Below are 12,548 nucleotides of genomic sequence, written 5' to 3' on the forward strand. Positions count from 1 at the left end.
ACCTATTGAGACAACAGGCGGTCGCTATCGAACAAATGGCCGCTGAAACGAATTAAGATAAAGGAACTTCGACATGGGTAAAATCATTGGCATCGACTTGGGCACCACCAACTCCTGCGTATCGGTAGTGGAAGGCGGCAACCCGAAAGTCATCGAGAACGCCGAAGGCGCTCGCACCACCCCGTCCATCATCGCTTACATGGACGACGGCGAAATCCTGGTCGGCGCGCCGGCCAAACGCCAGGCCGTGACCAATCCGCGCAATACCATCTACGCCGCCAAGCGCCTGATTGGCCGCCGCTTCGAAGATAAGGAAGTGCAGAAAGACATCGACCTGATGCCTTTTGAAATTCTGAAAGCCAAGAACGGCGACGCCTGGGTGAAAGTGCGCGACCAAGAACTGGCCCCGCCGCAAATCTCCGCCGAAGTACTGCGCAAGATGAAGAAGGCCGCTGAAGATTATCTGGGCGAGGAAGTGACCGAGGCGGTGATCACCGTGCCGGCTTACTTCAACGACAGCCAGCGCCAGGCCACCAAGGACGCCGGCCGCATCGCCGGTCTGGAAGTGAAGCGCATCATCAACGAACCGACCGCCGCGGCACTGGCTTTCGGCCTGTCCAAGCAGGAAGGCGACCGCAAGATCGCGGTGTATGACCTGGGCGGCGGTACTTTCGACGTGTCCATCATTGAAATCGCCGATGTGGACGGCGAGCACCAGTTTGAAGTGCTGTCGACCAACGGCGACACCTTCCTGGGCGGCGAAGACTTCGACCAGCGCGTGATCGACTACATCGTGACCGAGTTCAAGCGCGAACAGGGCGTGGACCTGAAGAACGACGTGATGGCGCTGCAGCGTTTAAAGGAAGCCGCGGAGAAAGCCAAGATCGAGCTGTCCAGCGCGACCCAGACCGAGGTGAACCTGCCTTACATCACCATGGACGCTACCGGCCCGAAACACTTGGCGATGAAGATTACCCGCGCCAAGTTCGAAAGCCTGGTTGAGGACTTGGTGGAGCGCTCCATCGAGCCGTGCCGCGTGGCGCTCAAGGATGCCGGCCTGTCGGTCAACGACATCTCCGACGTGATCCTGGTCGGCGGTCAGACCCGCATGCCCAAGGTGCAGGAAAAGGTTAAAGAGTTCTTTGGCAAGGAGCCGCGCAAGGACGTGAACCCGGACGAAGCCGTGGCTGTCGGCGCGGCGATCCAGGGTTCGGTACTGTCCGGCGACCGCAAGGACGTGCTGCTCTTGGACGTGACCCCGCTGTCGTTGGGCATTGAAACCCTGGGCGGCGTGATGACCAAGCTGATCCAGAAGAACACCACCATCCCGACCAAGGCGTCGCAGGTGTTCTCCACCGCCGACGACAACCAGACCGCGGTCACCATCCATGTGCTGCAAGGCGAGCGCGAGAAGGCTTCCGCCAACAAGAGCCTGGGTCAGTTTAACCTGGGCGATATTCCACCGGCGCCGCGCGGCATTCCGCAGATCGAAGTGGAGTTCAATATCGACGCCAACGGTATCCTGCATGTGTCGGCCAAGGACAAGGCTTCCGGCAAGCAGGCCAACATCACCATCCAGGCTTCTTCCGGCTTGTCCGAAGCCGAGATCCAGCAAATGGTGAAGGACGCCGAGGCCAACGCCGAGGAAGACAAGAAGCTGCACGAGCTGGTCACCGCGCGCAATCAGGCGGAAGGCCTGATCCACAGCGTGAAGAAATCTCTGGCCGAGCACGGCGACAAGATCGACGCTGCCGAGAAGGCCAAGATCGAAGACGCGGTGAAGGCGGCCGAGGAAGTGGCCAAGAGCGAAGACAAGGCCGCGATCGAAGCCAAGACCGAAGAACTGGCCAAGGCCAGCCAGAAGCTGGGCGAAATCATGTATGCCCAGGCTCAGCAGGCTGAAGCCGGCGCCCAGCAGGGCGGCGCGGACGCGCAGGCGGGCAAGCAGGAAGACGGCAACGTCGTCGACGCCGAGTTTGAAGAAGTGAAGAAAGACAAGGCTTAATCGCCAGCCGATGTCTTGACGCCTGATGACCGGGCCGGGCCCGCCGGAGTGTTCCGCGGCTCGGACCGGTCATTGGCGTATGGTGGCCGGCCGCGCAGGGGGCTTGCTTCCCGTGCAGGCTGAATTTTGAGAGAGACAGGAACATGTCCAAGAAAGATTACTACGATGTGTTGGGCGTCAATCGCGACGCCTCCGACGACGACATCAAAAAGGCTTACCGCAAGCTGGCGATGAAGTATCACCCGGATCGCAACCCGGACAGCAAGGAAGCGGAAGAGAAGTTCAAAGAGGTCAAGGAAGCCTACGAGGTTTTGTCTGACAGCCAGAAGCGAGGCGCGTACGACCAATTCGGCCACGCCGGGGTGGACCCGCAGGCTGGCGCTGGCGGCGGCGCGGGCTTCGGAGGCTTCGGCGATTTCGCAGATATCTTCAGCGACATCTTCGGCGGCGGACGCTCCGGCGGCGGCGGCGGGCGCTCCAACGTCTATCGCGGCGCGGACCTGCGCTACAACATGGAAATCTCGCTGGAAGAAGCCGCGCGCGGTTGCGAGAAGCAGATCCGCATCCCTTCGCATGAAGAGTGCGAAGTCTGCCACGGCAGCGGCGCCAAGCCCGGCACCCAGCCGAAGACCTGCACCACTTGCGGTGGCCACGGCCAGGTGCGGATGAGCCAGGGCTTTTTCTCCATCCAGCAAACCTGCCCAACCTGCCACGGCACCGGCAAGCAGATTTCCGATCCCTGCACCAGCTGCCACGGCGCGGGCCAGAAAAAGACCAACAAGACGCTGAACGTGAAGATTCCGCCCGGCGTGGACGAGGGCGATCGCATCCGCTTATCCGGCGAAGGGGAACCGGGCCAGAACGGCGGCCCGTCCGGCGATCTCTACGTGGTCACCCACATCAAGCCGCACCCGGTGTTCCAGCGTGACGGCATGGATCTGCATTGCGAGATGCCGATCTCCTTCTCCACCGCGGCGCTGGGCGGCGAAGTGGAAATCCCCACGCTGGACGGCATGGCCAAGGTCAAAATCGCGGCGGAAACCCAGAGCGGCCGAGTCTACCGCTTGCGCGGCAAAGGCGTGAAGGCGGTACGCGGCGCCGATTACGGCGACCTGCACTGCCATGTGGTGGTGGAAACCCCGGTCAAGCTGACCGATCGCCAGAAAGAGCTGCTGCGTGAATTCGACGCCATCAGCCAGGGCGATGTGGCGACTCATAACCCGCGTTCCAAGTCTTTCATGGACAAGCTGAAGGATTTCTTCGGCTAAAGGGATATCCGAGCGGCCCCCGCGGGCGTAGGCGCAAAACGGCAAGCGAGCGAGCTTGCCGTTTTTTTTGTTTCATCATTTTGTCTATTGGTCAAATGTTTTTGGGTAACTTGTTGTAATGAGCGTTTTTTTAAAATGAATTATCTGGAGGGTTCCGGTCTACGGCCTTATCTTGGAGGGGCTCCGGAACCCCGCTCCGGGGCGAGAACATAAAAATATCCGGGTGTCCGCCGTCAGGCGAAGCACACCCGGCTTCGCTCAAAGGAGAGTTTCATGGATGCATTCGTCAACGCCGTCAACGGCGTTATCTGGAGCCCGGCACTGATTTACCTGTGTCTGGGCGTGGGGCTTTACCTGTCTGTGCGTACGCGCTTCCTGCAGTTGCGCCACTTCAAGGAAATGCTGCGGCTGATGTTCAATACGGAGAGCACCTCCAGCGGCGTGTCCTCGTTTCAGGCGCTGGCGATGACCTTGGCCGGCCGCGTGGGCACCGGCAATATCGCCGGCGTGGCCACCGCAATTACTTTCGGCGGCCCGGGCGCCATCTTCTGGATGTGGATGGTGGCCTTTCTCGGCGCCAGCTCGGCCTTTGTCGAATCGACGTTGGGCCAAGTCTACAAGGAGAAAATAGACGGCCAGTACCGAGGCGGGCCGGCTTTCTACATCGAGAAAGGTCTGGGCATGAAGTGGTATGCCTGGCTGTTCGCCATCACCACCATTGTCGCCACCGGCGTGCTCTTGCCGGGGGTGCAGGCAAATTCCATCGCCGCCTCGCTGGATACCGCCTTCGGCATCGCGCCCACCGTCACCGCCGCGGTCCTGGCCATCATCCTGGGTTTCATTATCTTCGGCGGGGTCAAGCGCATCGCGCTGTTCGCCGGCGCGGTGGTGCCGTTCATGGCTCTGGGTTATATCATCGTCGCCTGCGTGATCATCGCGCTGAACATAGAGCAACTGCCCGGCGTGATAGCGTTGGTGCTGAAAAGCGCCTTTGGTTTTGAGGCCGGCTTCGGCGCCATTCTAGGCCTCGCCATCCAATGGGGGGTGAAGCGCGGCGTGTATTCCAACGAAGCCGGTCAGGGCACCGGCCCGCATGCCTCCAGCGCCGCTGCGGTGTCGCATCCGGCCAAACAGGGCCTGGTGCAGGCTTTCTCGGTCTATATCGACACCCTGTTCGTCTGTTCCGCCACTGCTTTCATGTTGCTGATCACCGGCCAATACAATGTGCAGGGCCCGGAAGGCCAGGCCATGTTCACCGGCATTGCCGGCGTGGCGGCGGGGCCTGGCTATGTGCAGATCGCGATGGAAAGCATCATGCCGGGCTTTGGTTCCATCTTCGTCGCGCTGGCGCTGTTCTTCTTCGCCTTTACCACCATCGTCGCCTACTACTACATCGCTGAAACCAATATCGCCTACATCAACCGCAAGATACAGCTGCCTTGGCTGAGCTTCGTGTTAAAGATCGCGCTGATGGCGGCCACGGTGTACGGCACGGTCAAAACCGCGGATCTGGCCTGGGGGCTGGGCGATATCGGCGTGGGCCTGATGGCCTGGCTCAACATCATCGCCATCATCCTCATGCAAAAACCAGCGCTGGCCTGTCTGCGCGATTACGAAGCGCAGAAGGCGCAGGGGCTGGACCCGGTGTTCCATCCGGAGAAACTGGGCATCGTCAACGCCGCTTATTGGGAAGGGCGACGCGCGGAGGACAATCTGGCCGCGGAATTGGCGGCGCAGGCTGCTCATGAGGAGGATGAGGGCAAGCTTGCTCCGCGTAAGAGCTGAGCCAAGTTGGACGCGGACAGCGCCGGTGTCCGGCGCTGTCCGCAGGCCGAGCGTGCAAAATTCAGAACACTCTGTTTTGCCGGCCGGCATCCACTGCGGGGCGGCGGCAACAGGCGTACAATGGCCGGGCTGATCCTTCTAATGGAATTGTCATGATTTTTGCCAATCGTTATTTTCCCGCCACTCGCATGCGTCGCATGCGCAAAGATGAATTCTCCCGTCGCCTGATGCGTGAAAACGTGCTGACCGCCAACGATCTGATCTATCCGGTATTTGTGATGGAGGGGCAGAACCGGGTGGTGGAAGTGCCGTCGATGCCGGGCGCGCCGCGCCAGACGCTGGACAAGCTGCTGCACACCGCCGAACAGGCGCTGGAATTGGGTATCCCGATGCTGTCGCTGTTTCCGGTGATCGAGTCCGGCAAGGACAATAGCGCGCAAGAGGCTTACAACCCGGAAGGCCTGGTGCCTACCGTGGTGCGCGAGCTGAAGAAACGTTTTCCCGAACTGGGTGTGATGACCGATGGCGCGTTGGATCCCTACACCATCCACGGTCAGGACGGCGTGATGGACGACAGCGGCTATGTGCTCAATGACGAAACCACCGAGATCCTGATCAAGCAAGGTCTCTGTCACGCCGAAGCCGGCGTGGACATGTTCGGCCCGTCCGACATGATGGATGGCCGCATCGGCGCGATCCGCGAGGCTTTCGAGGAGGAAGGCTTCATCCACACCAAGATCCTGGCGTATTCGGCCAAGTACGCGTCCGGCTTCTACGGTCCATTCCGCGATGCGCTGGGCTCGTCCGGTAATCTGGGCAAGGCCGACAAGAACAACTACCAAATGGATCCGGCCAATCTGGACGAAGCAATCCAGGAAGTGGCGCAGGACCTGGAGGAAGGCGCGGACGCGGTGATGATCAAGCCGGGTATGCCCTATCTGGACGTCATCCGCCGGGTCAAGGACACCTTCCGGGTGCCGACCTTTGCCTATCAAGTGTCTGGCGAATACGCGATGTTGAAGGCCGCGTTCCAGAACGGCTGGCTGAACGAGGAAAAATGCATGCTGGAAAGCCTGATCGCGTTCAAGCGGGCCGGCGCGGACGGGATCCTGACCTATTTCGCGCTGGATGCTGCGCGCTTGCTGCGTCAACGCTAAGCGCAGGCGGGCAAGACATCGCGCCCCGGCTCCAGCCGGGGCGTTTTGCATGGGAGCGGATATGGATTTGATGCATTCCACCCTGTTCTGGGTGATCATCGCCGCCGCGCCTGCTGTGACGGCGCTGGGCATTCTGATCAGGCTGGCCAGGCGGGAGCCGCCGCCGGAGCTGCCGCCCGGCGTCAAGCCGCTGGGCTGGGACGAGGAAGACAAGGACGACGATGCCGCGCCGCCGGCGGCGGGCGGCTAGTCGAAGCGCCAGCTGGCCATGGACAGATTGCCCATGCGCCAGTCGTCGTGCAGTTTGGAAGCCTTGGCGCCGCGGCCCCCGGCGCCCAGCGCAATCCATAGAGGGGCGATGTGCTCGTCGCTGGGGTGGTTATGGCGCGGATAGGGCGCTTGTTGCAGCCAGTCGGCCAGTGCATCCTGAGCGCCGCTCAGCAACTGCTGGTCCATCCAGTCGCGGAAGGCCAGCGCCCATGGCGCCGGTACCGAACCCTCCGGCGCCAGCGTGCGCAGATTGTGGGTGTAGCTGCCGGAGGCGACGATCAAGACGCCTTCGTCGCGCAGCGGACGCAGCGCTTCGCCTATGCGCATCAATTCAGCGGCCGGCGCCTGATGCGGCAGCGACAGATTGACGATGGGAATGTCCGCCTGCGGATACATCAACATCAGCGGGGTCCAGGCGCCGTGATCCAGGCCGCGTTGCTCGGTGCTTTGCGCCGGTAGTCCGGCGGCGGCGAACAATTCATGCAGGCGCGCGCAGAGCGGCGCATCGGTGCGCGCCGGGTAGCTCAGGCGGTACAAGTCCTCGGGGAAACCGTAGAAGTCGTGAATGGTTTCCGGACTTGGGTTGTGGTTGACCACTAGCCCGCGGGTTTCCCAGTGGGCGGAAACGATGACGATGGCGCGAGGGCGCGGCAGCGTCGTTCCCAGTTGGGCGATGAAGTGGCGGCTTGGGCTGTCTTCCAGCACCAGGGTGGGAGCGCCGTGCGAGATGAACAGCGCGGGTAGGCGAGTAGTCATGGCTGAAGCTTTCATTCTATGGATGGCTTCAGCTTAATACACAGAAATTACCTGATAAACCGCTATTTATTGGCTTTATTGTTTACTATTTGGAAATAATAGAGTGCGCTGACGGCATTGCCGGCCGGGAAATGGCGGTAGGCGGCGGACTAATGCAAGCCGCCAAGCAGAATGGCGCAACCGGCGATGAAGATGATAAATCCCAGCAGTCGCCGCAGCGGGAGCTGGCCGGGTGGCTCGGCCTGCGTCTGCTGCTTCAGCTTTCTCAGTTGTTGTCGGTACATGGTCATCATGCGCTCCTTTTATTGAATGATAATCATTACTATTTAAATGTCAAAAAAACCTTCCCGCTTTTTGATCTTGGGCCTGTCGGCGTGTGGCTGTGCTTTCATTGCAGCCAGGCGAAGCTGGAGCACAGCTCAAGCCAGAGGTCTTGCCAGTTTGCAGCTTTCATCGCGGTCGTCCTTGTGGGAAGTGCCTCCAGTATCGGCGATGGCTAATTATTTGTTAAATTGATTGTTTGTTTCTAGATGTTAGCGCATGGCTATGCTGAGCGGCTTGAACTCGCGTAGAGCTATGGCCCCGGCGGCCTTGGGCGGCCGGGGCCGGGACGGACTTAATCCCAGGGGACTTCGGTGCCGACGTCGGAGCCGGCTTCGGCGGCGGCTGGCGCGTTGACCGCCTGCGGGGCGGCTGCGGCCGGGCTGGCCGCATCTTCCAGGCCGCCCAGGGCGGCAACCAGTGCGTCAACCAGCTCGCCCAGTTCTTCGCTCATCAAGGTGAAGGTGGCTTCGAACAGGCTTTCTCTATCGTCGCCGGCCTGGCTGGCTTCGTCCTGCAGCAAGTCCAGGAACTGCAGCCGCTTCAACTGCAGCATGTCGGTCAGCTGGAAGCGGATCTTTTCTTGCCAGATCAGGCCCACCCGGGTCACTTGCTTGCCGGTGGCGATGTGCTGGCGAATCTCGTCCGCGGTCAGGTCGATGCGCGCGCAACGCACCACCGCGCCGTTTTCGCTGCTGTCTTTCAGTTCGCAATCGGAATCCAGCTCAAAGCCGGCAGGCGCTTCGCCAGCCGCCAGCCAGTCCGTCATCGCGGTATGCGGCGCAATCTTGGTGCGAGGCAACGCGGCGGGGAAGGGCGGCAGCGCTTCGCGCAGCTTGGAGACCAGCGCCTCCGCCTTGCTGGCTGCGGCCGAGTCCACCATCAGCCAGCCGCGTCGGGTGTCCAGATAAGCGCTCATCCGGCTGCTGCGCACAAAGGCGCGCGGCAGCAGGTCGTCGGTGATCTGCTCTTTCAGCGCCAGCTTTTCCTTGCGGCCGACCTTGCGCAGTTCCTTGTCTTCGATCTCGGCGACCTTCAGGTCGACGAAGTCGCGGATCACCGACGAGGGCAGCACCTTGTCTTCGCGGCGCAGCGACACCATCTGGCAGCCGCGCACGGCGAAGACGGGAGCGTCCAGGTGACCAGCGGCGGAAACCCAGCCTTCGCTGAACCAGTCCAGTCCCATGCAGTGCTGGAATGGACGCTTTTCCAGCGCGGCGGAAAGCTGCTCGGTATTAGGGGAGTCGTCTTGATTCAAACGGTAAAAAGATAGTTGCCTAAACCACATATTTGTTCCATAATGCGCGTCCTCTGATGCCACAGATTGTACCGCAGCCAGCATGGTAGCGGGGTGGTTTTCAGATAAGCTTGCAGATGGTCGTCGGAGTGTAGCTTAGCCTGGTAGAGCGCTACGTTCGGGACGTAGAGGCCGGAGGTTCGAATCCTCTCACTCCGACCATATGAATAGAAAAAGCTTGTCAGAAAACATCAGATGTAGTAAATTTCTGCTCCTCGGCGCTTGGCGTCGAACGCAGTAAATCGGAGTGTAGCTTAGCCTGGTAGAGCGCTACGTTCGGGACGTAGAGGCCGGAGGTTCGAATCCTCTCACTCCGACCAGATTCAAAACCCTGAATTCAATTATTTGAATTCAGGGTTTTTGCATTAAAGCGCGGATAAATTAATTCGGATATTTGGAAACGCGCGCCGCCCCTTTTCAAATCGATGGAAACTGTTTATTATTACGCGCTCTGCTTCAGTGCGGAGTGACGTGCCGGTATAGCTCAGTTGGTAGAGCAGCGCATTCGTAATGCGAAGGTCGGGGGTTCGACTCCTCTTACCGGCACCACAATCCTCTTCTGAAACTGCAATGAGCCCGCTACCGCGGGCTTTTTGCATTTCCGGCGACCATCGCTGTTGGTTTCTTCATTCCCGCCTGTTTCATTTCCGTTGGTGCGCTTTGAAATTCCTGATACGGATGCCGTTGCGACGGCTGGTGATTGTATGTAAGTTATGATATAAGCATTTTATCGGTGGGCGTGCTGAATTTGCAGCTCTACTCGTGCCGCGGACGACTTGAGAATACGCCTGGGCTGAAATATATTGTGAACGTCTGTTATGACGAATGGACATGACGGTCTAGGCTGTCATCTAATGGAAAGCTACAGCAATTGTAGAGAGCGAACATGCTATCCAATTCCGTTGCTACTTTCAGCCTGTATTCGGATTTATATGCTCGGTTTCGTCCGGCTTATCCGGAGGCCTTGTATCAGTGGTTGTTGCCGCAGTGTCTCGAGCGCGAACGGGCCTGGGATTGCGCAACCGGCAACGGCCAGACCGCTGTGAGGTTGGGGGAGAGCTTCGCGCGGGTAGACGCCACCGACATCAGCTCCGCGCAACTGGGTCAGGCCGAGGCGCATAATCAGGTGTATTACCGGGAGTGTCCCGCCGAGGTCACGCCTTTCGACGACGCCGCTTTCGATCTGATCACGGTATCGCAGGCGCTGCATTGGTTTCACTTTCCGTCGTTTTGGCCGGAGGTGGGAAGAGTGCTCAAGCCGGGCGGAGTATTCGCCGCGTGGGGCTATCATCTATGCCGGGTTTCCCCCGAGGTGGACCGCGCCGCGTCGATTTTGATTTCCATCATCGAGCCGTTTTGGTCTAGTCGCTGCCAGATTTTGTGGGATGGCTACAGTACAGCGGGTTGCCCGCTGCCTACGCTTGAAGCGCCGGAGTTGGCGATTAGCTGCGATTGGACGCTGGAACAATATCTGGGCTTTCTAAACACGCTTTCCGCCAGCAAGCTGTGCAAGCAGACTTTAGGCGAGCATGTGCTGGACGATGCTTCCGGTCGCATCGCCCGTGCCTGGGGCGATGGCGGGCAAGCGCGTCAAGTGAGCATGCCGTTAAGCTTGCTGGTGGCGCGACGCCCAGTGTAAAGCCGTTCACGGTTATGCGAGCAAGCGGGAGACAAGGCGAAAACGGCTGAGAAAGCGGAGTGTACACACGGCACATAAGCATTTCTAAGGCGTTTTCAATGTCGTATCGCCGAGGCGCAGCAGATCGTAAACAGGTTCTTAGCGTCGCTTGTCGTATTCCGCCTGTAGATCGGACAGCAGGATGTTGAGCGCGTCCGACGAGCGCAGAAGCTCTATCAAGGACACGGCCAGCGAGCAGATCATGCACAGCAAGCTGATGCCGAAAGTCAGCTCCCCCCAGGCCTGCCAGCCGGTATAAACCTGAAACATCGCCACTGTGCACAAGAACAGGCTGGCGATGCCCAGGCACTGCATCCATTTGATCAAGGTGATGCGAGTGCGCAAATTGCCGATCTGGCGCAGGATTTTTGGATCCTGGCTGTCGCGGTACTCCTCGTACAGGTTGCGAATGATGCCGGCCAGGCCGAGAAAGCGGTTGGTATAGGCCAGCAGCAGCAAGGAGATGGCGGGAAACAGCAGGGCGGGCGTGGTCAGGGTCAGCGCGGAATGCATCAGGCGTTCTCATCAATCAGGACATCAATGCCGTTGTCGGTGGCGTCGAACAGTTCGATTACGTCCGGGTTTTTCATGCGGACGCAGCCGAGGGAACTGGGGGTGCCCCAGGGCACATGATCCCCGGCGCCGTGAATGTAAATGGCTCGATTATAGCTGTCTACCTCGCCGCCTTGGTTCTTTCCTGGTTCTTCACCGCACAGCCACAGGATACGGGTGAGGATCCAGTCCTTGTTCGGGTACTGGGCGTGTAGTTCCGACGTGTACTTCCAGGGCGTCACTTTACGGCGGAAAATAATGGTGTTGGCCTCTACGCCGGCGCCGATGCGCTCGCAGACTCGGTGCCAGCCGCGCGGTGTCTGGTAGCTGCCGCTGACTTCTCCCACGCCGTTGCGCGCGGTGGATACTTGATATTCGCGCTGCAGCAGCCCCCAGCCGTCGTAACGACGCAGGGTCTGGCTGCGCACGCCAACCAGAACCCAGGGCGCGCCGTAATGGCGAGGATTGGGATGGGTGTCCAGCAAGGGCGCGGCGGTTTGCTGGCTAGCGGCGAACGCAGCCGCCGCCAGCGGATCCATTGTCAGCGAGGCGTCGTCTTCCGTGTCCGCGGCGAAAGCGGACGCGCTCAAGAATAGGGCCAGCATCAGTCGCAGCATGGCATCAGCCTTTCCGACGGGTTTGGAAAAACGCCGTCAACGGTTGCGCGCAGGCATCCGCCTGTTGTTTGCCGAACACCGCGGCGTGATGATTGAGACGGCTGTCCGCGAAAACGTCCAGCACGCTGCCGGCTGCGCCGGTCTTGGCGTCGGGCGCGCCGTAAATCACGCGAGCGATGCGGGCGTGCATGATGGCGCCGCTGCACATCAGGCAAGGTTCCAGCGTCACGTATAGATCGCAGCCGTCCAGGCGGTAATTGCCCAACAGGCCGGCCGCGTCGCGCATGGCCATGATTTCGGCGTGGGCGCTGGGGTCGTGCCGGCCTATAGGTTGATTGTAGCCGCGTCCAATCACTTCGCCTTGCCGGACAACGACTGCGCCCACCGGGATTTCGCCTTCCAGGCCTGCTTGGGCGGCCAGTTCCAGGGCTTGGGTCAGATGGCGGGCGATTTCAGAGTCGGGCGGCGGAGCTGCCACGGGCGGGTGTGCGGCGAGCTGTCGCAGCAAGGCGTCTTTAGCCTCGTTCTCAAGCTGGCTCCAATGAATGCCGCGGCAGGCGGCTTCCAGCGCGAACAGCAGTTTGCGGGTGGCGGTGCGCCCGCGGCTTTTCAATTGCAAGAAAGCCAAGACGGGGCCCCGTTGCCGCAGGGTGTCGGCGTCGATAATGCCGATTTCGGCGAGCCAGGCGATGGCCGCGGGCGGCAGTGGGGGCGAGGTCAGCGGCGAGCTGATCGCGATGGTCTTGGCGGACGGGAGGGGTTTGTCTTGCATGATGTCGATTTTAGCGTAAAGAAATCCCTTTCACGGCCGATAGAATGTCATAACCATAGGTTTTTTCTTA

At 60.3% G+C, this 12,548-nt stretch carries 12 protein-coding genes and 3 tRNA genes; 10 read left to right on the plus strand and 5 right to left on the minus strand.

What is annotated here, in order from left to right:
- The first annotated feature begins 73 nt into the window (after positions 1 to 73).
- The 5 genes from dnaK (at position 74) to GYH29_RS04695 (ending at position 6,465) form a co-directional block, all read left to right on the plus strand.
- Entirely contained in the window at positions 74 to 2,005 is a 1,932-nt protein-coding gene (dnaK, locus tag GYH29_RS04675) for a molecular chaperone DnaK (protein ID WP_019101051.1), read from the plus strand.
- Positions 2,006 to 2,148: 143 nt separating this feature from the next.
- Positions 2,149 to 3,273: a molecular chaperone DnaJ gene (gene dnaJ, locus GYH29_RS04680; protein WP_081554279.1), complete on the plus strand. Its 1,125-nt coding sequence runs from the start codon at positions 2,149 to 2,151 to the stop codon at positions 3,271 to 3,273.
- Between the two features lie 273 nt (positions 3,274 to 3,546).
- A complete protein-coding gene (locus tag GYH29_RS04685; RefSeq protein ID WP_081575372.1) occupies positions 3,547 to 5,058 on the plus strand; it encodes an alanine/glycine:cation symporter family protein in 1,512 nt (503 codons plus the stop codon).
- 152 nt (positions 5,059 to 5,210) lie between these two features.
- Entirely contained in the window at positions 5,211 to 6,215 is a 1,005-nt protein-coding gene (gene hemB / locus GYH29_RS04690) for a porphobilinogen synthase (RefSeq protein ID WP_043591896.1), read from the plus strand.
- A 61-nt stretch (positions 6,216 to 6,276) separates the two neighbouring features.
- Complete coding sequence (locus GYH29_RS04695; RefSeq protein ID WP_019101557.1) at positions 6,277 to 6,465, plus strand: hypothetical protein; 189 nt, start codon at positions 6,277 to 6,279, stop codon at positions 6,463 to 6,465.
- Here the strand turns inward: GYH29_RS04695 and GYH29_RS04700 are convergent.
- Positions 6,462 to 7,241 (minus strand): DODA-type extradiol aromatic ring-opening family dioxygenase, encoded by a 780-nt coding sequence (locus GYH29_RS04700; protein ID WP_081575374.1) that lies wholly within the window; start codon positions 7,239 to 7,241, stop codon positions 6,462 to 6,464. The two genes, GYH29_RS04695 and GYH29_RS04700, sit on opposite strands and share 4 nt — an antisense overlap.
- Before the next feature lie 152 nt (positions 7,242 to 7,393).
- Here GYH29_RS04700 and GYH29_RS04705 point away from each other — a divergent pair, with 152 nt between their 5' ends.
- On the plus strand, positions 7,394 to 7,741 hold the full coding sequence (locus tag GYH29_RS04705) for a hypothetical protein (protein WP_141113204.1): 348 nt from the start codon (positions 7,394 to 7,396) through the stop codon (positions 7,739 to 7,741).
- A 116-nt stretch (positions 7,742 to 7,857) separates the two neighbouring features.
- Here GYH29_RS04705 and GYH29_RS04710 read toward each other — a convergent pair whose 3' ends face one another.
- Positions 7,858 to 8,850, minus strand: a complete 993-nt coding sequence (locus GYH29_RS04710) for a recombination-associated protein RdgC (RefSeq protein ID WP_081575375.1) — start codon at positions 8,848 to 8,850, stop codon at positions 7,858 to 7,860.
- A gap of 94 nt (positions 8,851 to 8,944) precedes the next feature.
- Between GYH29_RS04710 and GYH29_RS04715 the strand changes: the two genes are divergently transcribed.
- The 4 genes from GYH29_RS04715 (at position 8,945) to GYH29_RS04730 (ending at position 10,498) form a co-directional block, all read left to right on the plus strand.
- Positions 8,945 to 9,021 (plus strand) — tRNA-Pro (locus tag GYH29_RS04715).
- 81 nt (positions 9,022 to 9,102) lie between these two features.
- A tRNA-Pro gene (locus tag GYH29_RS04720) sits at positions 9,103 to 9,179 on the plus strand.
- A gap of 153 nt (positions 9,180 to 9,332) precedes the next feature.
- Positions 9,333 to 9,408, plus strand: a tRNA-Thr gene (locus GYH29_RS04725).
- Between the two features lie 337 nt (positions 9,409 to 9,745).
- Positions 9,746 to 10,498, plus strand: a complete 753-nt coding sequence (locus tag GYH29_RS04730) for a class I SAM-dependent methyltransferase (protein ID WP_019104307.1) — start codon at positions 9,746 to 9,748, stop codon at positions 10,496 to 10,498.
- A 138-nt stretch (positions 10,499 to 10,636) separates the two neighbouring features.
- On the opposite strand, the gene GYH29_RS04735 is transcribed toward GYH29_RS04730, so the two are convergent.
- From GYH29_RS04735 to tadA, 3 genes are read right to left on the minus strand one after another with little or no spacing between them, the layout of a single operon-like run.
- The gene (locus GYH29_RS04735) at positions 10,637 to 11,050 is read right to left on the minus strand and encodes a DUF2721 domain-containing protein (protein WP_019104308.1); all 414 of its coding nucleotides are present in this window, start codon (positions 11,048 to 11,050) and stop codon (positions 10,637 to 10,639) included.
- Positions 11,050 to 11,706 carry a L,D-transpeptidase gene (locus GYH29_RS04740; RefSeq protein WP_081575376.1) on the minus strand — a complete coding sequence of 219 codons (657 nt, stop codon included), beginning with the start codon at positions 11,704 to 11,706 and terminating at the stop codon, positions 11,050 to 11,052. Before GYH29_RS04740 ends, GYH29_RS04735 begins: the two co-directional genes overlap by 1 nt.
- Positions 11,707 to 11,710: 4 nt before the next feature.
- Positions 11,711 to 12,478, minus strand: a complete 768-nt coding sequence (gene tadA, locus GYH29_RS04745; protein ID WP_081575377.1) for a tRNA adenosine(34) deaminase TadA — start codon at positions 12,476 to 12,478, stop codon at positions 11,711 to 11,713.
- Positions 12,479 to 12,548: the final 70 nt, after the last annotated feature.

Origin of the sequence: Chromobacterium haemolyticum, from assembly GCF_009936155.1 — a bacterium.
Lineage (GTDB): Bacteria > Pseudomonadota > Gammaproteobacteria > Burkholderiales > Chromobacteriaceae > Chromobacterium > Chromobacterium haemolyticum.

Excerpts from the sequence above, each read along its gene's own strand:
- dnaJ (WP_081554279.1), top strand. The coding sequence starts at position 2,149 with ATGTCCAAGAAAGATTACTACGATGTGTTGGGCGTCAATCGCGACGCC.
- tadA (WP_081575377.1), bottom strand. The coding sequence starts at position 12,478 with ATGCAAGACAAACCCCTCCCGTCCGCCAAGACCATCGCGATCAGCTCG.
- hemB (WP_043591896.1), top strand. The coding sequence starts at position 5,211 with ATGATTTTTGCCAATCGTTATTTTCCCGCCACTCGCATGCGTCGCATG.
- GYH29_RS04735 (WP_019104308.1), bottom strand. The coding sequence starts at position 11,050 with ATGCATTCCGCGCTGACCCTGACCACGCCCGCCCTGCTGTTTCCCGCC.
- GYH29_RS04700 (WP_081575374.1), bottom strand. The coding sequence starts at position 7,241 with ATGACTACTCGCCTACCCGCGCTGTTCATCTCGCACGGCGCTCCCACC.
- GYH29_RS04695 (WP_019101557.1), top strand. The coding sequence starts at position 6,277 with ATGGATTTGATGCATTCCACCCTGTTCTGGGTGATCATCGCCGCCGCG.
- GYH29_RS04710 (WP_081575375.1), bottom strand. The coding sequence starts at position 8,850 with ATGTGGTTTAGGCAACTATCTTTTTACCGTTTGAATCAAGACGACTCC.
- dnaK (WP_019101051.1), top strand. The coding sequence starts at position 74 with ATGGGTAAAATCATTGGCATCGACTTGGGCACCACCAACTCCTGCGTA.
- GYH29_RS04685 (WP_081575372.1), top strand. The coding sequence starts at position 3,547 with ATGGATGCATTCGTCAACGCCGTCAACGGCGTTATCTGGAGCCCGGCA.
- GYH29_RS04740 (WP_081575376.1), bottom strand. The coding sequence starts at position 11,706 with ATGCTGCGACTGATGCTGGCCCTATTCTTGAGCGCGTCCGCTTTCGCC.
- GYH29_RS04730 (WP_019104307.1), top strand. The coding sequence starts at position 9,746 with ATGCTATCCAATTCCGTTGCTACTTTCAGCCTGTATTCGGATTTATAT.
- GYH29_RS04705 (WP_141113204.1), top strand. The coding sequence starts at position 7,394 with ATGCAAGCCGCCAAGCAGAATGGCGCAACCGGCGATGAAGATGATAAA.